Source organism: Pseudomonas sp. S5F11, assembly GCF_019641515.1.
Taxonomy (GTDB): Bacteria; Pseudomonadota; Gammaproteobacteria; order Pseudomonadales; family Pseudomonadaceae; genus Aquipseudomonas; species Aquipseudomonas rhodesiae.
Genome location: NZ_JAIFJZ010000001.1, coordinates 2,356,520 through 2,379,718 on the forward strand (window position 1 = coordinate 2,356,520; position 23,199 = coordinate 2,379,718).

11 protein-coding genes are annotated in these 23,199 nt (G+C 62.6%); 9 read left to right on the forward strand and 2 right to left on the reverse strand.

The features are described from left to right. Positions 1-130: 130 nt before the first annotated feature. The 8 genes from K1567_RS10725 (at position 131) to K1567_RS10760 (ending at position 13,391) form a co-directional block, all read left to right on the forward strand. Positions 131-2,029 carry a bifunctional diguanylate cyclase/phosphodiesterase gene (locus tag K1567_RS10725; RefSeq protein ID WP_220698483.1) on the forward strand — a complete coding sequence of 633 codons (1,899 nt, stop codon included), beginning with the start codon at positions 131-133 and terminating at the stop codon, positions 2,027-2,029. Between the two features lie 25 nt (positions 2,030-2,054). Beyond that, positions 2,055-3,023 (forward strand): cytochrome c peroxidase, encoded by a 969-nt coding sequence (locus tag K1567_RS10730; RefSeq protein ID WP_169902720.1) that lies wholly within the window; start codon positions 2,055-2,057, stop codon positions 3,021-3,023. Continuing rightward, entirely contained in the window at positions 3,020-4,837 is a 1,818-nt protein-coding gene (locus K1567_RS10735) for a DAHL domain-containing protein (protein ID WP_034112123.1), read from the forward strand. The genes K1567_RS10730 and K1567_RS10735 overlap by 4 nt, the downstream gene beginning before the upstream one ends. Then, on the forward strand, positions 4,834-6,234 hold the full coding sequence (locus K1567_RS10740) for an ATP-binding protein (protein WP_034111933.1): 1,401 nt from the start codon (positions 4,834-4,836) through the stop codon (positions 6,232-6,234). Before K1567_RS10735 ends, K1567_RS10740 begins: the two co-directional genes overlap by 4 nt. 279 nt (positions 6,235-6,513) lie before the next feature. Beyond that, entirely contained in the window at positions 6,514-8,136 is a 1,623-nt protein-coding gene (locus K1567_RS10745; protein ID WP_052202171.1) for a glucan biosynthesis protein, read from the forward strand. After that, entirely contained in the window at positions 8,133-10,382 is a 2,250-nt protein-coding gene (bglX, locus tag K1567_RS10750; RefSeq protein WP_220698484.1) for a beta-glucosidase BglX, read from the forward strand. The genes K1567_RS10745 and bglX overlap by 4 nt, the downstream gene beginning before the upstream one ends. An 83-nt stretch (positions 10,383-10,465) precedes the next feature. Further along, entirely contained in the window at positions 10,466-12,085 is a 1,620-nt protein-coding gene (locus K1567_RS10755; protein WP_034096096.1) for an FMN-binding glutamate synthase family protein, read from the forward strand. 172 nt (positions 12,086-12,257) lie between these two features. After that, positions 12,258-13,391, forward strand: a complete 1,134-nt coding sequence (locus tag K1567_RS10760) for an OpgC family protein (protein ID WP_034096095.1) — start codon at positions 12,258-12,260, stop codon at positions 13,389-13,391. Between the two features lie 42 nt (positions 13,392-13,433). Here the strand turns inward: K1567_RS10760 and K1567_RS10765 are convergent, their stop codons facing one another. Next, positions 13,434-14,843: an amino acid permease gene (locus tag K1567_RS10765; RefSeq protein WP_034096094.1), complete on the reverse strand. Its 1,410-nt coding sequence runs from the start codon at positions 14,841-14,843 to the stop codon at positions 13,434-13,436. 337 nt (positions 14,844-15,180) lie between these two features. Continuing rightward, a complete protein-coding gene (locus tag K1567_RS10770; protein ID WP_220698485.1) occupies positions 15,181-19,818 on the reverse strand; it encodes a hypothetical protein in 4,638 nt (1,545 codons plus the stop codon). Positions 19,819-19,992: 174 nt separating this feature from the next. Between K1567_RS10770 and K1567_RS10775 the strand changes: the two genes are divergently transcribed. Continuing rightward, complete coding sequence (locus tag K1567_RS10775) at positions 19,993-23,148, forward strand: transglycosylase domain-containing protein (RefSeq protein ID WP_220698486.1); 3,156 nt, start codon at positions 19,993-19,995, stop codon at positions 23,146-23,148. The last annotated feature ends 51 nt before the right edge of the window (positions 23,149-23,199 follow it).

Sequence of the window (23,199 nt, forward strand, 5' to 3'; positions counted from 1 at the left end):
CCAAGCCACTTTCCCTCGCCCAAGGCGCGGGGTCGATTTGACGCCAACTGGCCATCAATTTCAAGGTAGCTCGGCTATGCTGTCACAGTAGTCGGCCCCCCCAAGAAGTGAAACCAGGGAAGGAATCGTTATGCCGTCGAGCCTTTTGCCAGCGCGGAATGCAGACTCAACTCGGGCCAACCGCCGCATTCTGATCGTCGACGACACTGTGTCGATTCACGAGGACTTTCGAAAGATCTTGTGCGCCGACGCAGACGGCGAGCCGTCTCTGGATAGCCTTGAGGAAACCCTGTTCGGCACTCCCGCTGCTCCACGCCAGGTGTTCGAGCTGGATTCGGCCTACCAGGGCCAGGAAGCACTGGCACTGGTGAGCCAGGCCCTGGCCGCCAACGCCCCCTACGCCATGGTGTTTATCGATATGCGCATGCCGCCAGGCTGGGATGGCCTGCAAACCATCGAACAGCTGTGGAACGTCGACCCCAACCTGCAGATCGCCCTGTGCACGGCGTATTCCGACTACTCCTTCGAGGCCATCGAGGCACGGCTGAAGTACAACGACCAGCTGCTGATCCTGAAAAAGCCCTTCGACCACCTTGAGATCCGCCAGATGGCCAGTGCGCTGACGTGGAAATGGCAACTGGCTCAAGACGTGGCCCGCAAGGTGATCGGCTTGGAGCGCACCATCGAAGAACGGGTGCAGGAGCTGCTGAAAGTCTCGCACCTGCTGCAATACGACGCGCTGACCGAGCTGCCCAACAGCACGCTGCTGGGGGACCGCCTGACCCAGGCCATCGCCCTTGGCCGGCGGCACGACACGCAACTGGCGGTGATGTTCATCGGGCTCGATCGCTTCAAACGCATCAACAATGCCCTGGGCTATCCGGTGGGCGACGAAGTGCTGCAACAGGTCAGCCACAGCCTGGTGGCAACGGTGCGCGACTCCGATTCGGTGTTTCGCTACGGTTCCGATGAGTTTGTGATCGTGCTCCACGACGTCCAGCACCCTCAGCAAACCCAGCACATCGCCGACAAAGTGCTCAGGACCATCAGCGCGACGCGGCATGTGGCCGGGCATGACCTGAGCGTCACCGCGAGCCTGGGCATCAGCATCTACCCCAATGACAGTTGCAACGCGGTGGAATTGATCAAGCACGCCGAAACCGCCATGCACACCAGCAAGGAACGCGGCGCGAACGATTTCAGTTTTTACACCGAAGATATGAACCTGCGCGCCCAACACCAGCAAAACCTGGAGAGCGCGATTCGCCATGCCCTGGAACGCGATGAATTTGTGCTGCACTACCAGCCCAAACTGGACCTCAGGTCCGGGCGCATCGTCGGCGCGGAGGCGCTGATACGCTGGTTTCAACCGCGCTCGGGGTGGGTCAGCCCGGCCGATTTCATCCCGGTGGCCGAGGACAGCGGCCTGATCGTGCCGTTGACCCAATGGGTGCTGCGCCAGGCTTGCGAGCAGGCGCAAGCCTGGCGCGGCATGGGCTTGCCGCCGTTGTGCATGTCAGTGAATGTCTCGCCCATCGACTTTCGCCAGCGCGACTTCGTCGACAACCTGGCCGCGATCCTCAAGCAAAGCGGCCTGCCGCCCGCTCGGCTGGAGCTGGAAATCACCGAAAGCGTGCTGATGCAGAACGTCGATGAAACCGTGGACATCCTGCAAAAGATCAAGGCCATGGGCGTGCGCCTGGCGCTGGATGACTTCGGCACCGGTTACTCCAGCCTCAGTTACTTGCGGCGCTTTCCCATCGATGTGTTGAAAATCGACCAGTCGTTTGTGCGCGGCCTGAACGTAAATAGCCAGGACGCGCAACTGATCAGCGCTATCATCGGCATGGGCAAAAGCCTGGAACTGAACATCATTGCCGAAGGGGTCGAAACCGTCGAACAGCTGAATTTCCTGAAAACCCAGCAGTGCGAAGAAGGCCAGGGCTTTCTGTTCAGCAAGGCCGTACCGCCCAAGGATTTCGCTCAAATGCTGCAAGTGGGCAGCGCCACACTGATGCCCACCCCATAGCCCCATGCCTGCAAGGAGTGCTCGCTTGAGCGAAGTCTCACGTTACCGTTTCGGCGTCATGCTGGTGTTGTGGTCGGGGCTGGTTCAGCCGCTGTCGGCTGCACCGTTGAATGAGGCGCTCAAACCGCTGCCGCCGGTGCCCACCCTGGACCCGGCCAAGGTCGAGCTGGGCCGCCGACTGTTCAACGAACCGCGCCTGTCGGTCAATAACACCTTGTCATGCGCCAGCTGCCATCACCTGGAAACCGGAGGCGCCGACAACAAGCCATTTTCCCTGGGCTTCGACGGCAAGCCGGTGGCGATCAATACCCCGTCGGTGTTCAACGCCAGCCTGAATTTCAAACAGTTCTGGAACGGCCGGGTGGACACCCTGCAAGCCCAGATCGAACAGGTGGTGATCAGCCCGGTGGAAATGGGCAGCGACTGGAACACCGTGGTGCAGAACCTCTCCGCACTGCCCGACTACCAGACCACCTTCAAACAGACCTACCCCGACGGGGTCACGGCCGCCAATGTGCAGAATGCCCTGGCCACCTATGAGCAAACGCTGCTGACCCCCAATTCGCGCTTCGATCAGTACCTGCTGGGCAACACCGAGATCCTTACGATCCAGGAAAAGTACGGCTACCAGCGCTTCAAGGATTACGGCTGCATCGCCTGCCACCAGGGCATCAATATCGGCGGCAATATGTTCCAGAAGTTCGGCGTGATGGGCGATTACTTCAAAGCCCGCGGCAACCCGGTCGAAGCCGACCTGGGCCGCTACCTGGTGACCCAGGACGAGGAAGACCGCCATGTATTCAAAGTGCCGAGCCTGCGCAATGTGGCAGTGACCGCGCCGTATTTTCACGATGCTTCGGCCAAAACCCTGGAAGAAGCCGTCGACGTGATGTTCAAGTACCAGTTGGGGCGCAACCCTAACCAGGAAGACAAAGACTTGATCGTGCAGTTTCTCAAGACGCTGACCGGTGAATGGGCGGGCAAGCCACTATGACGACTCAATCGCGCCGTCGCTTCACCCAAATCGTGCTGGGCCTGGTAACCCTACTGCTGGCCTCGACTCTGGTGTTTCTGTACCTGAAGGCCGCTCGTGACCAGACCGCCAGCTACACCCAGTCGCGGGACTTGATCCGCCAGTTGCAACAACTCAATGCGCAGTGGGACAGCGAAGTGCTCAAGGCCAGGATCGCGATCACCCACAACTATGATCCCCTGGTCACGCCCCTCACGGAGATGACGCGGATCTGGGCCGAATTGAACAGCCGCGACACCTACCACAACCCGATCGACCTGAGCAGTTGGCAGGCCACGCAAACCGCCTACCAGACGGCAATGCAAGAAAAAGCCCGGCTGGTGGACCAGTTCAAATCCCACAACGCGGTGCTGCGCAATTCCCTGGCGTTCCTGCCAACCGCCGAAGACGACATCCAGGCCCAGTTCAATCGCCTTGACGACGAAGGTCGGCTGCAGCTGCAAGGCGTGGCCACCGACACCTACGACCTGCTGCTCAGCAGCCTGGAATTCGCCCAGGTCACCAGCGATGATCGGGCCGCCGACATCCTGGTGGGCCTGGGCAAACTGGCTACCAATAAGGAACAGCTACCGAGCGAATTCCAGGGCCCGGTGGAACTGCTGAGCAATCACATTTCGCTGATCCTGCGCGAACAACCGGTGGTCAACAACCTTCTTGAGCGGATTGCCGACGTGCCCGTGGCCGAACGCCTGGACGACCTGACCACCCACCTCGACCAGGACCAGCAGGCAGCCGACCGCATTGACCATCAGTACCACCGCTATCTGCTGATTTTCTCGACCTTGCTGGTGGCGATGCTGCTCTATCTGGCTGTGCGCCTGTTGCGCAGTTTCGCCGAGATCAACCGGGTCAACCGCCAATTGCAGGCCGCCAACGAAACCCTGGAACAACGCGTGGAGCGGCGCACCCAGCAGCTCAAGGATGCCCAGAGCGAACTGCTCGACAGCGCGCGCCAAGCCGGCATGGCCGAAATCGCGACCAACGTGCTGCATAACGTGGGTAACGTGCTCAACAGCGTGAACATCTCCGCCGACCTGGTCACCCGCAAACTGCGCAGCAGCAAAGCGCTGGGGCTGGGCAAGGCCATGCAGTTGATCAATGAGCACAAGGCCGACCTGGGCACCTTTCTCACTGAAGATGAGAAAGGCAAGCTGCTGCCCGGTTACCTCAACCAACTAGTGGACGCCATCGCCGTGGAGCAGCAGGGCATGACCGATGAGTTGGCGCAGTTGAGCAAAAGCGTGGACCACATCAAAGACATCGTCTCCACCCAGCAATCTTATGCCGGCGCCGCCACGCTGCTGGAGCCGGTGCATATCAGCGACCTGATGGAGGACGCCCTGCGCATGAACGCCGGCGCCTTGAGCCGGCATCACGTCACGGTGGTAAAGGAATATGCGCCCGTGCCGGAAATCCTCGCCGACAAACATCGCCTGCTGTTGATCATGGTCAACCTGATCAGCAACGCCAAGTACGCTATGTCCAATCTCAACGACCGCCCGAGGCAGATGACGCTCAAAGTCCAGGCACTGGCCGACAACACCTTGCAGATCAGCGTGAAAGACGACGGTGAAGGCATCCCCGCCGAGAACATGACGCGGATCTTCACCCACGGTTTTACCACCCGCAAGGAAGGCCACGGCTTCGGCCTGCACAGCTGCGCGCTGGCCGCCGTCGAAATGAGTGGCCAGCTCAGCGCCCACAGCGACGGGCCTGGCCTGGGCGCGATCTTTACCCTGACGATTCCCATGACCCCAGCCGGAAGTCCTGCATGAACCAGCCTCCCAATCGACGCATCCTGTTGATCGACGACACGCCGTCGATTCACGACGATTTCCGCAAGATCCTGATGCCGACCGTTGAGACCAACCAGGCTCTCGACGACTTGGAATCGGCGCTGTTCGGCGACACCGATAAACCCGAGGTCCAGGCGTTCGAATTGCACTCGGCCTATGGCGGCGAAGAAGGCCTGCAATTGCTCAGTGCAGCCATGGCGGACAAGCGCCCCTACGCCCTGGCGTTCGTCGATATGCGCATGCCTCAAGGCTGGGACGGCGCCAAGACCATCGAAGAGTTATGGAAAGTCGACCCCGGCCTGCAAGTGGTGGTGTGCACGGCTTATACGGATTACTCCTGGGATGACCTGCTGTACCGCCTCAAAGGCCATGATCGCCTGCTGATCCTGAAAAAGCCCTTCGACAACATCGAAGTGCAACAGATGGCCAACACGCTCTCCAACAAGTGGGACATGGCCCGCCGCGCCTCCTTGCAAACCAGCCACCTGGAGCAACTGGTGGCGCAACGCACCCTGGCCCTGACCCAGACCAGCGAAGCGTTGCAACAGGAAATCGACGAGCGCAAGCAGTTGGAGAGCCAACTGGTGCAGTCGGAAAAACTCGCGTCCCTGGGGCAACTGGCGGCTGGCGTAGCCCATGAGATCAACAACCCGGTGGGGTTTATCTCCTCCAACCTCAGCACCCTCGACAGCTACTTCAATCAGTTGCAGCAGATGCTCGATGCCTACCGGCAGGTCGAGGACAGCCTCGCCTCGGCCGAACAGCGCGATGCACTCAAAACCCTGCGCAATGAACTGGAGCTGGACTTTCTCAAGGAAGACATTCCCATCCTGATCAAGGAGTCCAAGGAGGGCATCGGGCGAGTGGTGCAGATCGTCAAGGACCTGAAAAACTTCTCGCGGGTGGACAACGACCAGACCTGGCAGTGGGCCAATCTGCAACAGGGCATCGACTCCACCCTCAACATCGTCGCCAGCGAGCTCAAGTACAAGGCCGACGTGATCAAGCACTACAGCGCGTTGCCGGAAATCGAATGCCTGGCCTCGCAACTCAACCAAGTGGTGATGAACCTAGTAATCAACGCCGCCCAGGCCATGGGCCCTGAGCGTGGCACGATCACCATCAGCAATGGGGTGGAGGGCGATAACGTGTGGCTGGAAGTCGCCGATAACGGCTGCGGCATTGCGCCCGAAACCGTGCAGAAAATCTTCGATCCGTTCTTCACCACCAAACCGGTGGGGGAAGGCACGGGCCTGGGGCTGTCACTGTCCTACGGCATTATCAAAAAGCACCACGGCGATATTTCCGTGCGCAGCGAGCCGGGCAAGGGTACGACGTTTCGCGTGGTGTTGCCGATTCGGCAAACGGCGGCCTGAGGGTGTAGCCCCCAACGCGCCTCAGGCCAGGGCTGACAGGCGCGACTAATGCGTTCGGGCGGCGGCGCGCGATGCATCACACCGTGGCCGTCGCGTTTGAAAACCCCATGGTCCTGGCAGCGAAGCCCGCTTCCGCCACTGGTCTGAAACACTTGCCAACCTGTTATTTCTGACAGTAGACACTTTGCCCTTCCCGCTCAAAACTTCAGGCAAGCAGCACGGTTGCCTGCGTCGTACCGATCGTGGTGCCTGGATTTCTATCTCCAAGGAAAGGCCGCCATGTCTACACGCCGCGAGTTTCTGACGTACGCTTCGCTGGCCGCACTCCTGCCAGCCCTGAATCGGACAGCCCTGGCGGCCGAGCCCGCTAGCTCCTTTTCTTTCGAACAATTGATCGAACAGGCGCAAGCCGACGCCTTGAAACCCTACATCTATCCAAGCACCGCCTCGGCAGCACTACTGGAAAAACTGGATTACAGCGCCCACGGCCAGATCCGTTTTAAATCCGAGCAGGCCCTGTTCGCCAAAGGCCCTGGGCAATTTCCCGTGACCTTCTTCCACTTGGGTTCGTTCTTTCGTACCCCCGTCAGGATGTATGTGTTGGACAACGGCGCGGCCCGCGAGATCGTCTACGACCCGGCGCACTTTGACATGCCCGCCGATAGCCCGGCGCACGCCCTGCCTCGTAACAGTGGGTTCGCCGGTTTTCGTATCCAGGAAAGTCGTTTGGGCAACCAAGCCAAGTTGGCGTGGCAACAGAACGATTGGGTGGCGTTTCTCGGCGCCTCGTACTTTCGTGCCATCGGCGAGCTCTACCAATACGGCTTGTCGGCGCGAGCGATTGCACTGGATGTGGCCCAAGCCGGCAAAGCCGAGGAATTCCCGGACTTCACCCACATCTGGTTTGAACCGCCCAAGCACGAACACGCCCAATCCATGACGCTCTATGCGCGGCTCGATGGGCCCAGCCTCTGTGGCGCGTACCGTTTCGTGATCAGCCGTCAGCAGGGCGTGATCATGGAGGTCGACTGCACGTTCTTCCTGCGCCATAACGTCAGCCGATTGGGCATCGCGCCGGTTACCTCGATGTTCTGGTTCAGCGAAGCCGCCAAACGCACTGCCGCCGACTGGCGTCCCGAAGTCCACGACAGTGACGGCCTGGCGCTGTGGACCGGCAACGGCGAACGCCTCTGGCGCCCCTTGAACAACCCGCCGCGCACGATGGTGTCGGCCTTCAGTGATCGTCAGCCCAAGGGGTTCGGCCTGTTCCAGCGTGATCGCAACTTCGACCACTACCTCGATGGCGTGAATTACCAGCGGCGTCCCAGCCTGTGGGTCGAACCGTTGGGGGATTGGGGCGAAGGCAGCGTGCAACTGATGGAAAACGGCACCGATGACGAGATCCACGACAACATCGTGGCGATGTGGGTGCCCTCGACCCCAGCGGAAGCGGGCAATCGTTATACGCTACGTTATCGCTTGCACTGGCTGGCCGATGAGCCGTACCCATCGTCCCTGGCGCGCTGCGTGGCGACGCGCCTAGGCAAGGGGGGTCAACCCGGTCTGGCGCGACCGGCGGGGATGCGTAAGTTCGTGGTGGAATTTCAAGGCGCGCCCTTGGAAAAGCTCGCAACCGGCATCAAGCCCGAGGCGGTGATCAGCTGTTCCAGAGGCGAACTCAGCCTGATCTTTACCGAACCTGTGCCGGACGGTGTGGCAGGCCATTGGCGCGCTCAGTTCGATCTGACCGTCGACGGTCAAGACCCCGTGGAGTTGCGGCTGTTCCTGCGCCTGGAGGGGCAGCCGTTATCAGAGACCTGGCTGTATCAGTACCACCCCTTCCGCTCGGAATCGACGGCCATCGGCACCCCCTGGCCAGCTGACAACGTCCCGCCGTCATGAAACTTTACTGTCAATTAGCCCTGCTCTACCTGGCGCTCAGCATAAGCGTCGGCGTGCAGGCCATTGAGCAGGACCCGGTGGAAGACCTGCTGAGGCAGATGACGCTGGAAGAAAAAATCGACCAGCTCAGCCAGTTGGGTGTCCAGATCACACCGACCGGTCCGGTCATCAATAACGGGCAGTTGCCGCCGGCGTCCATCAACACCGTCGGTTCGGTGCTCGGTGCCTACGGTGCTGAGCAGACCCGGCAGTTGCAGGAGCAGGCCGTCACCCAATCGCGCCTGCATATCCCGCTGTTGTTTGCCTATGATGTGATCCACGGTTTCCGCACGATATTTCCCGTGCCACTGGCGGAGGCCGCAGCCTGGGACACCGACCTTGCCTACCGCACCGCTCGTGCCGCCGCCATCGAAGCCACGGCCAGCGGCGTGCATTGGACCTTTGCGCCAATGGTCGACATTGCTCGCGACCCGCGCTGGGGGCGTGTGGTGGAAGGCGCCGGTGAAGACCCCTTTCTCGGTGCCGCGATGGCTGAGGCCAAGGTCCGGGGCTTTCATGGCGCAGGCCCCTCGGACAATTCTTCGATGCTGACGACCGCCAAACACTTCGTGACCTACGGCGCGGCGGAAGGCGGCCGCGACTACAACGGCGCCGACCTGTCGGAGCGCACCTTGCGCGAGGTGTATTTACCGCCGTTCCGCGCAGCGGTGGCGGCCGGAGTCGACGGGATCATGCCGTCGTTCAACGAGTTGGCCGGAACTCCTCTGCACAGCCACAAGGCGCTGCTGACCGGTGTACTGCGGGACGAGTGGCGGTTCGACGGTCTGATCGTCAGTGATTACAACGCCATCTGGGAACTGAACCAGCATGGCATCATCGCTGTGCCGGCCGACGCGGCACGGCTGGCGTTCACCGCCGGGGTGGACATTGAAATGGCCAGCCAGACCTACCGGCAGTACTTGCCCTCACTGGTGCGCGCGGGCCAGGTGTCTTTGGCCACCGTGGACGAGGCGGTGCGCCGCGTGCTCAAGGCCAAGCAACGCCTGGGGCTGTTTGCCGACCCCTACCGCTACAGCGATGAAGCCCGGCAACGGGCCAATCTGCTCACACCGCAGCACCGTGCCTTGGCACGGGAGGCCGCGCAAAAATCCATCGTACTGCTGAAAAACACCGATGCGCTGCTGCCGTTGCCCAAGAGCCTGCGCAAGGTGATAGTGGTCGGCAGCTTGGCCACGGACGCCGAAAGCACACTCGGCCCATGGTCAGGGGTGGGGCTGGCCGCGGACTCAGTCACGGTGCTGCAAGGCATTCGCAGCGCCGTCGACCCAGACACCGAGGTGACTTACCTGCCCGGTACTTCGCCCAACAGCGAACAAATCGAGGATTTGCGCTCGATCCGCCAGGCCGCCCGCTCTGCCCAGGTGGTAGTTGCCGTGCTTGGCGAAAGCGCCAACCAGAGTGGTGAAGCGCGCAGTCGCACGCATCTGGGCTTGCCGGGCGCCCAGGACGCGCTGTTGCGCGAGCTGCTGGCTACGGGCAAACCCGTGGTTATCGTGCTGATGAACGGCCGCCCGCTGGTGTTATCCGACACCGTTGCCCAGGCTCCGGCGCTGCTGGAGACTTGGTTTCTGGGCAGCGAAATGGGGCACGCGGTGGCCGATATTCTGTTCGGTGACGTCAACCCAAGCGGCAAACTGCCCATCACCTTTGCCCGTAACGTCGGGCAAATCCCCCTCTACTACGCCTATAAAAACACCGGTCGCCCGCCCAGTGGCGAGGGCCTGTACACCTCCACTTATATTGATTCACCGTGGACTGCGCTGTACCCGTTCGGCTTCGGCCTGAGCTACACCACGTTCAGCTACGCCACGCCACACCTCAGCGCCGATCGGATTGCCTCCACCGACACGCTGACGGTGCAAGTAAACGTCACCAATACCGGCCAGCGCGCAGGCGACGAAATTGTGCAGTTGTACCTGCGCGATGACGTCGCCAGTGTGACCCGCCCGGTCCGCCAGTTACGCGGCTTTCGCAAGGTCCACTTGGAGCCCGGTGAAACGCGCACGGTGAGTTTTACCCTGGACGCGCAGGACTTTGCCTTGCTCGACGAGCACTGGAGAACGATGGTCGAGGCCGGCCGCTTCAGCGTGTTCGTCGGGGCCGACTCGACCACCGACAACCAGGCGCGGTTCGAGGTCACGGACAGCCGCGTGCTGTCTGGCGCGGGGCCGTCCGGGCGGCCTTGAGTGCAGGCGGCGGTTGTCTGGGCCTTCGTTAGCGGCGCAGAATGCCGCACCGACCTGTAAGAGTCCGACCTCAAGGAACCCGTATGAGCCTGTCCTTGCTAAGCCGTTACGCCTTCTTTGCCGTGTGCGTCCTGTTCACCCTTGCCAGCCTGCCGTTCCTTCACTATGAGTGGGTGTGGCCGATCACGTTGGTCACCGGCGTGCTGAGCCTGATCGGCCTGTTCGACCTGTTGCAAAGCCCTCACGCGGTGCGCCGCAACTACCCGATCCTGGGCAATATCCGTTACCTGGTGGAGGCCATCCGCCCGGAAATCCGCCAGTACCTGCTGGAGTCCGACAGCGACGCCCTGCCCTTCTCCCGCGCCCAGCGTTCGCTGGTGTACTCGCGGGCCAAGAACGAGACTGCCGACAAACCCTTCGGCACCTTGATCGACGTGTACCAGTCCGGCTTCGAATTTATCGGTCACTCCATGCGCCCCGCTCCCCTGAGCGACCCCAGCGCGTTCCGTGTAATGGTCGGCGGCCCGCAATGCACACAGCCGTATTCGGCGTCGGTATTCAATATCTCGGCGATGAGCTTTGGCTCGTTGAGCGCCAACGCAATCCGCGCGCTGAACCAGGGCGCCAAGCTCGGGAATTTCGCCCATGACACCGGCGAAGGCAGTATCAGCCCTTACCACCGCGAACACGGCGGCGACCTGACCTGGGAACTGGGCAGCGGCTACTTCGGTTGCCGCACCAGCGACGGCCGTTTCGACCCGGAGCGCTTCGCCGTGCAGGCGCAGAACCCCCAGGTGCGCATGATCGAAATCAAGATGAGCCAGGGCGCCAAACCCGGCCATGGCGGCATCCTGCCCAAACACAAAGTCACCCAGGAAATTGCCGACACCCGCGGTATCCAGATGGGCGAAGACTGCATCTCGCCGTCACGCCACAGTGCGTTTTCCACGCCGATCGAGCTGATGCAGTTCATCGCCCAATTGCGTGAACTGTCCGGCGGCAAACCGGTGGGCTTCAAGTTCTGCCTGGGCCATCCATGGGAGTTCATGGGCATCGCCAAGGCCATGCTGGAAACCGGCATCCTTCCGGACTTTATCGTGGTCGACGGCAAAGAAGGCGGCACCGGCGCGGCACCTGTGGAGTTCACCGACCATATCGGCGTACCACTGCGCGAAGGCTTGCTGTTCGTGCATAACACCCTGGTGGGCCTGAACCTGCGCGACAAGATCAAGCTCGGCGCCAGCGGCAAGATCGTCAGCGCGTTCGATATCGCCAGCGTGCTGGCCATCGGCGCCGACTGGGCCAACTCGGCGCGCGGCTTTATGTTCGCCATCGGTTGCATCCAGTCCCAAAGCTGTCACACCAACAAGTGCCCGACCGGCGTCGCCACCCAGGACCCGTTGCGCCAACGTGCCCTGGTGGTACCGGACAAGGCCCAGCGCGTGTTCAACTTCCACCGCAACACCCTCAAGGCCCTGGCCGAAATGCTCGCGGCGGCGGGACTGGATCACCCCTCGCAGCTGTCGGCCAAGCACCTGGTACGGCGCATGTCGGCGACCGAGATCAAGTTGTTCTCGCAGTTGCATGTGTTCCTCAAGCCAGGGGAGCTGCTGACCGGTGAAGTGAATGGTGAGTTCTATTCGCGCATGTGGCAGATGGCGCGCGCCGATAGCTTTGAACCCCTTGAAGTTGCTGCTGCCTGATCTACGCCCTCAGCCCGCCCAACTTGGGCGGGCTGTCGAGACATTCAGTAATACCCAGTCTTTGCAATTGCTTACAAATACCGCCAACCTGCGCCCGCCCGACAAGCGGCGTACGACATCGCCCTCGTAGACTTGTCCTGACTAAACCCATTTTGTTCAAGAGCCCGCTGCCATGCTGAACGGACGCGACCCACGCATCGATTTTTTTCGGGGCCTGGCGTTGATCTTCATTTTCTGGGATCACGTCCCCCACAATCCCCTCGGCCAGATCACCCTGCGCAACATCGGTTTCAGCGACGCGGCCGAGGTCTTTGTGTTCCTCGCCGGTTATGCCTCGGTGCTGGCCTACAGCAAGGTGATGGAGCGCGAGGGCTATGGCATGGCCTGCCTGAAAATCCTGCGCCGAGCCTGGGTGCTGTATGTAGTGCATATCTTCCTGCTGGCGATGCTGATGGGCATCGTGTTCTTCGCCAACAGCCATGTGGAAACCCGCGACCTAGTACAGGAAATGGGCCTGACGCACTTCATCACCAACCCGCAGCAGGCGCTGACCGACGAGTTATTGCTGCGCTTCAAACCCAATCTGATGGACCCACTGCCGCTGTATATCGTGCTGTTACTTGGGCTGCCGCTGGTGCTGCCGGCGTTGGTGCGTGTGCCGCTGGCGGTGGTGGCCGTGTCGCTGACGGTGTACCTGCTGGCGCCAAAACTGGGTTGGAACCTGGCGGCGATTGCCGACGGTGTGTGGTACTTCAACCCGGTGACCTGGCAACTGCTGTTCGTGCTCGGCGGTGCCGCGTCGATCCATGCTCGCCGGCCCCGCACGCCCGATCCGCGACCATTGTCGCGCCAGCCCGTGTTTATGGTCGCAGCGGCGTACAGCTTGCTGGCGGCAGTGATTACCTTGTCGTGGCGCTGGCCGCAGATTCACGATGCGCTGATGCCGACGCTGCTCAACGAGTGGTTGTACCCGATCAGCAAGACCGACTTGTCGCCGGTGCGCCTGCTGCATTTTCTGGCGTTGGCCTATGTCACCGCCAAGCTGTTGCCCACCCACGGCTGGACACAGAACTGGCCGGCCCAGCAATGCTGCCGCATGGGGCGTCATTCACTGGAAGTGTTTTGCCTGGGGGTATTGCTGGCGCCATTGGCGGATATGCTCAACGCCCAAGTCAACGATGCCTGGCCGATGCAGATCTTCAGTGCGTTGCTGGGGTTGCTGTTGATGGCGGCGCTGGCGGCCTGGCTGGAATTCAATCAGCGTTTGAGCGCGCCACGGCCGGCGCCCTTGGGCGCCAGCCGCTGACGCAAACCGGCGACCGCCTTGCGCGGTCGCCGGTTCAGGCGGTCAAGCCGACTGCGCCGCCGCTTGGGTCGGCTGCAGCTTGAACACGTAAAACAGCACCGTCAGCAGCACCAGGAACGCCGGGCCGATATACAGCGCCACGCGGGTGTCCGGGAAGTACGCCATCAGGCCCACCACCAGCATCAGGAACGCCAGGGCCAGGTAGGAACTGACCGGGTACAGCCACATGCGGTATTTCAGGTTTTTGCGTTCGGCAGGGCTCAGGCTCTTACGGAATTTGAGCTGCGCCAGCAGGATCATCACCCAGGTCCAGATCGCGCCGAAGGTGGCGATGGATGTCACCCACACAAAGACTTTTTCCGGTACCAGGTAGTTGAGCAGTACGCCCAGCAGCAACGCGGCGATCGACAGCAGCAGTGCCTTGCGCGGCACGCCGTTGCTTGAAGTGGTGGCGAAGGTCGCCGGTGCCTGGCCGTTCTGCGCCAGGCTGTAGAGCATGCGCCCGGTGCTGAAGATGCCGCCGTTGCAGGAAGACAGGGCGGCCGTGATCACCACGAAGTTGATAATGCCCGCCGCCGTCTTGATACCCAGACGCTCGAAGGTCATCACAAACGGGCTGCCCTGGGTGCCGATTTCATTCCACGGGTAGATCGACAGAATCACGAACAACGCCCCGACGTAGAACAGCAGGATGCGCCAGAACACCGAGCCGATGGCGTTGGGGATGGTCTTTTGCGGGTTGCGTGCTTCACCGGCGGTGAGGCCGATCATTTCCACGCCCAGGTAGGCGAACATCACCATTTGCAGGGACATCAGCACGCCGGTCATGCCGTTGGGCATAAACCCGCCGTGAGCCCACAGGTTGGAAATCCCCAGCGCCACACCGTCATTGCCGAAGCCGAAGGCAATGATGCCGACGCCACCGATGACCATGGCGATGATGGTGACGATCTTGATCAGGGCGAACCAGAACTCGAACTCACCGAACGCCTTGACCGCGATCAGGTTGATGGTGCCCATGCTCACCAGGGCCGCCAGAGCCCAGATCCAGCGCGGCACATCGGGGAACCAGACGCCCATGTACACCGCCACGGCGGTGATCTCGGCGACGCAGGTCACCAGCCACAGAAACCAGTAGTTCCAGCCGGTCAGAAAGCCCGCCAAGGGCCCGAGGTAATCCTGGGCATAGCGGCTGAACGAGCCCGCTACCGGGTTGTGCACGGCCATCTCGCCGAGGGCGCGCATGATCACCAGGATCGCCAGACCGCCGATGATGTAGGAGAGCATGATGGCCGGGCCGGCCATTTCGATGGCCTTGGCCGAACCGAGGAACAGGCCGACGCCGATACAGGCGCCCAGGGCCATCAGGCGGATATGCCGTTCACCCAGTTCGCGTTTGAGCGGGCCGCCTTGAGCGGTCTCGCCATGGGGCAGGTGGTTGCCAGAGGGCATAGGGATACAACCTCATTTTGTTATTGGATTGATCCACCGAGTCATGGGCGTTAGCGCGGATAAGCGCGGGCGCCTGAATAACCGGCCTGCCTCGTGGGCAGAACCGTCTGACAGAACAACCGTCAGATCAGCGGGCGTGCAGTATAAAAAGCTCCCAACAGGGCTTTTCACTCAATAAACGACAAAATTTGGCGAGAACTCGCGGCAAAAGCCGCTTATGCGGAGGGGCATTAACTGCCTGACGTGGCGTTCTGCCGTGGAAACGGCGGCGAGTATTGCACAGCCAAGGTGCAGCGTCATGCCCCTACTCTGGTCGTAGGCGCGGGCGGCGAGCGCTCTAGATCGAGGGTTTGCCCTCAGGCCAGGCGGGCGCATCGAAGAACAGCTTGCGGGCCATGCGCAGGTTGATTTCGCCGCGATGGATCTCCAGGGTCTGGCTGACGCGTCCGCTCTGCCCGGCCTTCATCCTGGCAAATGCCTGGGCCTGGGCCTCGATCTGCGCCTGCTTGCCCAACCGGTGCTGTTCCGGAGTCTTGAGGTGCGCGGCGCTGAAATGATCGTCCGGCCCGGTCTGGCGCCCATAGTGAAAATGCCCGTAGCACCAGGGCTGTCGGCTCTGTTCGTCGATCACCAAATAGCTTTGCAACCAGTCATCCGCGCGCCCCGCCAACGCCACGCGCTCGCCCTGGCGATACACCTTGGCTTCGCGATGCCCCACCAACACGTCCAACCCGGCCTGGGTCGGCGGGCGCGCCTTGATAGCGGTCAAGCGCGCCTGCAAGCCTTGCTCGGACAAACGACTGGCAGCGGCTCGCAGCTCGTCGGTTTCGGTGCGCGCCCGGGCTCTTTGCGTGGCCGCCAAACGATCCGGCTCGCTGAGCAACAGGCGCTGCTGAATGGCATCGGCGCAGCGGCGTAACTTGTCGGCGCGTTGCTCCAGGATGTCTTGCAGGGACTGCGGTTCGTTGGCGTTGCGCGCCATTTTCAACACTTCGGCGATGGCCTTTTCCACCGGCGCGCGCAGGGCCTGGCCTTGTTCGATCAAGCGCGCCAGGTTGGGCAACGACGTCGTGCGCTGCACCGGCGTTTTGTTGAGCGGCTCCCAGATGCCGTCGGTGGCCTGGGTAAACGAAGCAATCACTTCGTTCTGAGCGTCGGTGACCTCGGCGATTTCAATCGGCTGCTCATCGCTGGTGACTGTCACCCGCGCCACGTACAGGTCCTGGTTGCGCGTGCGGATTATTTTCTTCTGCCGCACACGGGACGCGGGCCGGGTGACAGGCGCCGGCTCCAAAGTCGCGGCCAACTCGCGTTGTACCTGAAGGTGCAATTGGGCGAACAGTTGTTGCAGTTTGTCCAGGTAGCCCAGGTGGAACTTGTCCGGTTCCATGGCTCGCCAGAACTCGATGCGGTCGTCGGTCTGGGCATACACGCGATCGAAGCTTTCCAGCAATTCGACGCGCAACTCCGGGTTGTGCGACGCCAGCTCATCGAGCTGCGCCTGGGAGCCGCTGGCCCAACGGGCACGTTGTACGGTGTCGTCCAGGCTTTGGAAAAAATCATCGTCCAGCCTCGGCCCCTCGCTGTTGAGCGCAACCGCCCACAACGCGGACACTTGCAACGACTGCAACTCCAGCACCGTCGGGGTAGCCGCCTCACTCTGTTTGAACGCCTGGGCTTTGTCTCGCCCGTATTTGGGCACTCGCTCCAGCGCGTCCAGGGTGTCGATTTCCAGGCTGCGCCAGACAATCGCGTTCTGGTTTTGGTCGGCCAACAGGCGCATGCCTTCGACGATGTTGCGATGCGCCTCTAGGTTGATATCCGACAATGCCTCCGCTTCACTCTCGGCTTGCACCAGTTCCAGCGCCGGCACCAGCCTGGCATGCAGCGCGGCGGTCGCTTCCCGAGCGTATTGCAGCAACTGGCGCAAGTTGAGGATCTGGCCTTCGAGCAGCGTGCTCAACTCGCGCTCGTAACCGGGGCGCGGGCGTAGAGCTTGCAGGTCTTTAAGGCATTGGAGTTCAAGGCGGGAAGCCTCCAGTTTGTTCTGTAACTCGTGCAGGTAGCGGGCATCGGTGGCGATTCGCTGTTGTTCGGTGATGTGCCCGGCGTGGCTGGTTTTCAGGCTGCGCGCCACGCCGATAGCACGCTCCGCGGTTTCGCGGCGTTGGGCGTATTGACGTAAATCCTGCTCCAGTTGTTGGCGACGCGCTTCGGTGCTGGCGGGCGCCGCCGGGGTGTCGGCTTGGCCACCGCGCAGGCGCAGGCGCAAGTCCAGATCCCAGCCGCCGCCCTCCAGCGGTTTGAGCCAGGGGCCGCTGGCCGTGCCGGCGGCGTCGGTGACTTGCACACTGTCGCCGACCAGCCGCACTCGATAAACATGGCCGCGTACCACCGCCTGCCATTGCGGCGGAGTCGAACCGGTGTCCTGCAACAAGCCCTTGAGCCGACCCGCGGTTTCGGCGCCCGGCAAAGCGAGCGGCCAGGGCTGTTGCACGGCGCGCAGGCTCAGCCCTTCCAGACGTTCGCGCATAAACGGCGTCAACGTATCGCGGGCGCTGCTCCAGCGGTACGGCGCATGGGTGGGCAGCGCGGCGGCACTGCGCGTCACCGTAGGCGAAGGCGATGCCAGCGTAGCTCGGGTGCGCGCAAACACCGGATGGCGCAGATCGAGCGTCGCCGGCCGCTCGTGGGGCGAGGCGCGATAGGCCAGGACCATCACCAGATTGCTCAGCAGGTCCATTGCGCCCTCGGTTTGGGCGACGGGATCGGCGGGGGTCGAGGCGGCCACGTCGCGCTGCACGCTGTCCAGCACCTGCACCATCCAGCCGGCCAGCAACGCCGGGCCACGCAGAAACGGCAACGCACTGCTGAACAGCAACCAGCCACCGGCCTTGATCGTCGCCCAGCGCTGCTCGGCGTTCGACACCGACTCGGCGTCGGCCAGGCTCACCAACGCTTCGGCGGTGGCAGCAAACAGCCGGGGCAGTGGGTCGCCGCTTTGCACCTGTTTGCTCAGTTGAGCGGGCGCGGGCCGGGCGGGCACGCTGAATTCATCGCCCTGATGAAAGTGACGGATATGCGGTTCCAGAAACCCACCGTTGGCATACACCGCCTGACGGCTCGGGGCGATCCAGGCCAGCACGTTGTCCTGCAACTCGCCCGGCGCCTGGATCGCCTGCAACAGCGCCCGAGGGGATTCGAACTCGCGCAGACTCGGCGTGAACAACGGCCGGTAGAGCAGATGCGGCCCCTGCTCGCTATTGCGCGGGCCGATCACAAAGTGGCTGAGCACAGGATCCTCGGCGGCCGTGGGCGATGCTTTGAACGCCAAAGGCCAGATCGCCGCCTGCTCATCCGCAGCCGACGCTACTGCCGTGGCTACCAAGCGCGCACCTGCCTGGGTCAACCCGCCCTCCCCCTTGAGTTTCATCTGCAAGGCCAGCAATGGCAGCTGCGCGCGCAATTGCCCAGTAAACAGGGCTTCGCGCCGTGTGCGTTCGGGGGGATCGCTGATGAGCTTTTGCTTGAGCAGGTCCGGGTAGGACTGGCCGATGTCCACCTCGGTGACGCAGGCCAGCAACAACGAAGCGCTCAACCACGTCGGCGCGGCGCGGCCCTTGAGGGTGATCTGGGACGGCGCATGGGGAAAGCCCCTGAGGTTCTCCAGGGCCAGTTCCGTCAGGCTCAGGCTGACCCGCTGCACATCGCCACTGGGGTAACCGCCCGGCAACATGGCCGCCGTGACCAGGTTGAAGGTCAACTCGATGTCGTCCGGGTTCAGGTCTTTAGCCAAGGGTTGCTTGGCCAGGCACCGCTTCAGGGCCTCGGCGGCAAAGGCGCGGATCGGCGGGATACCGTCGAGAAACCCTTGCCCGGCGGCACGCGCCTGTTGCTCGGCGAGGGCCTGCAACCCACGGGCGTAGGCCAGGCTGTCGTCCGCCGAGGCGTGCACCAGCCACAGCGGCAGCGCATCCTGCAAGCGTTGCTGGACCGGCGTCAGCACCGTCTCGAACCAGCGGCGCGGATCGGTCACGTAGTCCAGCATCTGCTGGTACTGGCGCGGCGTGCGCGGCACCGTGGGGTCGATGGCCAGCACGTCGAGCCGTTGGCGCTCGGCATAACAAGCGGCCAGCAGATCGAAGGGGTCCGCCGGCGGTTGTTCGATAAACCACTCCACCGCCCCTCCTGCCAGGTCCTGGCTGAGGTAATCGGGGATCAGGGCTGCGATAGCGTCCAGGCTGTCCAGAGGATGAATACCAGTGGCTGGGCTGAACAACAGCAACGTACGCGCTTGCGCGCCGCTCGGGGCATGGTCGAGCACCAGCACCGGCAGCATGCGCGGCGCTTGCGTACTGCCCTGGCGCCGCACCTGCACCGTGCACACGCTCAATGCCTCTTGCTGCACGCTCCATTGCGCATCGGGTCGGATCGGGCGCAGCCGTTCGCGCGGGAATATCCGTTCGAACGCCTGCTCATCCATGCCGGCAGGCGGGTCACAGTCGTACAACAAGGCCAGCAGGCTGGCGGACAAGTAGGCCCAGCGCGTGGTTTGCACCGGTACCGTGTCGCGCCACCAGTCGCCCAGACGCGCCAGCCAGGCCTCCAGCAGACGCGGGCCCAACTGATTGACCCATCGCTCCACGTCGGCCAGCGACGGCCCGCCCGGCACATAGTTCTCGCGCTGGTGCAACGCCACCTGATGATGCCCTTCCACGTAGCGCACCGGCGCGGCACTGGCCAGGCGCAACAGCACTTCATCGGGCAAGGGGCTGTAGTGATGCTGGTCGGCGCGCAACGGCGTGCCGATGGCCACCCGCCGGGCCAGGTAATTAAGGGCGGGGTAATGCGTATCCAGCAGGGCCTGCACCTGGGTCACCGCCACCTCGTGCAGGGTTGGAACATCGGAAAAAACGGTGACGATCTGTTCAATATGGTCGTGACGCGCGGAGGTTGAACCTGTCGACTGAGGCATGCTGACTTCCTTGTGCCGGACGCGGGGATCGGTCCGATCAAACCCGCACGCTAGCGCGGCCGCCTGGGCTGCCAGCGGTAACCGGTTATGGCGGCGACAAATTCCTTGCCAACGCCAATCAGCGACTAAGCTTGAGTCAAGTCCGATCAATCTGCGTGAATGGATCAATCGACTATGGGCGCGTTATGGCACACCGATTCACCTCCCGCTGCGGTTGCCACCGACAGTGCGGTTGAACCGCCATTGCCCGAAAAGCCGCGCAAACCCCGCTACGCCTGGAGGATGTTCTGGCTGTTGCTGTTGATCGGCAGCGTCATTGCCGGCGTGGCGGCGCGCCGCGAGATGCTCACCTCCCATTGGCAGGCCCGCACTTTCAGTCGCCTGGCGCAGACCTTGACCTACGACGTGCAACCCGGCCCCAGCGACGCCATCGTCTATCCCGGCGACGGCCCGTTCGATAAACGCCTGGGTTACAGCGCGTTGGATGAGTTTCTGCCGCGCCTGCTCAAACGCGACTACCTGATCCAGCGCCAGGCCCGGTTCTCTGCGGCGCTGATGGCCTACACCGAGCACGACCTGTTCGTGCCCTACGCGGAAAAAATCCAAGCCGGGCTGACCATCAGCGATTGCCGCGCCACGCCGCTGTACACCTTCATGTACCCACAGCAGGCCTATCAGGATTTCGGCGCGATTCCACCGGTGGTGGTCAACAGCCTGCTGTTTATCGAGAACCGCGATCTACTCGCCGCCGACCAGCCGCTGGCCAACCCGGCGGTGGATTGGCCACGCTTCGCCAAGGCCGCCTGGTCGCAAGTGGCGAAGGTATTGCACCTGCCCGGCCAGACCGCCGGCGGCAGTACCCTGGCCACGCAGTTGGAAAAATACCGCCACTCGCCGGATGGCCTGACGTTGTCGGGCAGCGAGAAGATCCGCCAGATGATTTCCGCCAGCGTGCGCGCCTATCAGGACGGCCCGCAGACCTTGCAGGCGCGCCAGCGCATCGTGCGTGACTACCTCAACAGCGTGCCGCTGTCCGCCGTGCCCGGTCACGGCGAAGTGCATGGGTTGGCCGAAGGCCTGCGGGTCTGGTTCGGCGCCGATTTCAACCGCACCAACGCCCTGCTCGCCGGCCACGAGCCAGACCTGCTCGGCCAACGTGGCCTGGCGCTGCGCGAGGTGCTGTCGCTGATGATCGCCCAGCGGCGCCCGTCGTTTTACCTGACCCGGGGCCACGACGAACTGGCCAGCCTGACCGACAGCCATATCCGCCTGCTCGCACAAAACCAGGTGATCGAAGCGGCGCTGGCCGACGCGGCCCTGGCCAGCAAGGTGCATTATCGCGATTGGCTGCAACAACCGACGATCCAACCGATCGACACCAACAAAGGCATCAGTGTCGCCCGCAGCCGCCTCGCGGCATTGCTCAATCGCCCGCTCTACGACCTTGACCGCCTGGACCTGGCCGCCACCAGTACCTTGCAAAGCGACCTGCAAACCCAGGCCACCGACTACCTCAAGCGCCTGGCGGACCCGGCCTTCGCCGCGCAATTGGGCCTGCTGGGGCCGCGCCTGCTGACCCCCGCCAGCACCGCCCAAGTGCGCTACAGCTTCAACCTCTATGAGATGACCGCCGACGGCGCGCGGGTGCGGGTGCAGACCGACAGCACCGATCAGCCCTTCGACATCAACGAAGGCAGCAAACTGGAACTGGGCTCAACCGCCAAGCTGCGAGTGCTCACCACCTACCTGCAAATCATCAGCGAGCTGCATGACCGCTATGCCGGCCAGACGCCCGCCGCCTTGAAGAAAATCCCGGTGGACGAGCAGGATCGCCTATCGCGCTGGGCCCTGGATTACCTGGCACAAAACACCGATCCAAGCCTGCCGAAAATGCTCAGTGCGGCCCTCGACCGGCAGTACTCGGCCAGCCCCGGCGAACGTTTTTTCACAGGTGGCGGCCTGCATCGTTTTCATAACTTTCGCGCTGAGGACAACGGGCGCAACCCGACCTTGCGCGAGTCCCTGCGCGAGTCGATCAACCTGCCCTTCATCCGTTTGATGCGCGACCTGGTGCGCTACAGCACCTACCAGGCCCCCGGCAATAGCGCCGCGTTGCTCAAAGACGACAGCGACCCGCGTCGCCAGGAATACCTGGCCCAGTTCGCTGACCGCGAGGGCACCACCTACCTGTTGCGTTTCTGGAAGAAGTACCGCAACAAAGACACCCAAGCGCGCCTCGATACGTTTCTGGACAGCCTCCACCCCACCGCGATCCGCCTGGCCGCCGTACACCGCTACCTGTTGCCCCAGGCCAGCCAGGCGAGTTTCAACCGGTTTGTACGGGCGCACCTGACCCCGTCCGGCACCGCCACAACACTCAGCGACGAACGCCTGGCCAAGCTCTACACCGACTACGGCCCCGGTGCCTACGACTTGCCGGACCAAGGCTATATCGCCAAGGTCCACCCGTTGGACCTGTGGCTGCTCGGCTACCTGCTTAACCACCCTGACGCAACCTTTGCCCAGGCCGTGGCCGCCAGCGAGCACGAACGCCAGGAAGTCTACGGCTGGCTGTTCAAGAGCCGGCACAAGAGCGCGCGCGACAGCCGCATTCGCACCATGCTGGAGGTCGAGGCCTTCCTGGATATTCATGAGCGCTGGAAAAAAGTCGGCTACCCCTTCGATCACTTGGTGCCGTCGCTGGCCACGGCCATCGGCAGTTCCGGTGATCGCCCGGCGGCGCTGGCCGAACTGGTGGGGATCATCCTCAACGACGGCGTGCGCGAGCCGACCCTGCGCATCGACAGCCTGCACTTTGCCGCCGGCACCCCCTATGAAACGCACCTGATCAATAACCCCGACAAAGCCAAGCGCGTCATGCCCAGCGAAGTGGCCACAGCATTGCGCGAAGCCCTGTCGCAGGTGGTGGATGCCGGCACCGCCAAACGCGTGTCCGGCAGTTTCAAACTCAGCGACGGCACGCCGTTGATCATGGGCGGCAAGACTGGCACCGGCGACAACCGCATCGAGGCCATTGGTGCCGGCGGGCGGGTGCTCAGTTCCAAGTCGATCAACCGCACGGCCACCTTCGTGTTCTATATCGGTGAGCATCATTTCGGCACCCTCACCGCGTTCGTACCCGGCAGTTCGGCGCAGAATTTCACCTTCACCTCGGCATTGCCGGTGCAGGTGCTCAAAGGCATGGCGCCGCTGTTGACGCCCTATTTGCAACCAGGCGAACAGACCCTGTGCCAAGCACCCGACAAAGGGGCGTTAGTTATCTATAACTTGCATTCAAATAACCCATTAACTTCACACTTAATGGATTAATAAGCTTCAGCATTTTGAACTTTTACGGCAATTCTCAAAGCATGAAACTAG

What these genes read in the sequence shown, in the direction of transcription:
- K1567_RS10725 (WP_220698483.1), top strand. Translation starts at nt 131, where the DNA reads ATGCCGTCGAGCCTTTTGCCAGCGCGGAATGCAGACTCAACTCGGGCC.
- K1567_RS10735 (WP_034112123.1), top strand. Translation starts at nt 3,020, where the DNA reads ATGACGACTCAATCGCGCCGTCGCTTCACCCAAATCGTGCTGGGCCTG.
- K1567_RS10740 (WP_034111933.1), top strand. Translation starts at nt 4,834, where the DNA reads ATGAACCAGCCTCCCAATCGACGCATCCTGTTGATCGACGACACGCCG.
- K1567_RS10745 (WP_052202171.1), top strand. Translation starts at nt 6,514, where the DNA reads ATGTCTACACGCCGCGAGTTTCTGACGTACGCTTCGCTGGCCGCACTC.
- bglX (WP_220698484.1), top strand. Translation starts at nt 8,133, where the DNA reads ATGAAACTTTACTGTCAATTAGCCCTGCTCTACCTGGCGCTCAGCATA.
- K1567_RS10755 (WP_034096096.1), top strand. Translation starts at nt 10,466, where the DNA reads ATGAGCCTGTCCTTGCTAAGCCGTTACGCCTTCTTTGCCGTGTGCGTC.
- K1567_RS10760 (WP_034096095.1), top strand. Translation starts at nt 12,258, where the DNA reads ATGCTGAACGGACGCGACCCACGCATCGATTTTTTTCGGGGCCTGGCG.
- K1567_RS10765 (WP_034096094.1), bottom strand. Translation starts at nt 14,843, where the DNA reads ATGCCCTCTGGCAACCACCTGCCCCATGGCGAGACCGCTCAAGGCGGC.
- K1567_RS10770 (WP_220698485.1), bottom strand. Translation starts at nt 19,818, where the DNA reads ATGCCTCAGTCGACAGGTTCAACCTCCGCGCGTCACGACCATATTGAA.
- K1567_RS10775 (WP_220698486.1), top strand. Translation starts at nt 19,993, where the DNA reads ATGGGCGCGTTATGGCACACCGATTCACCTCCCGCTGCGGTTGCCACC.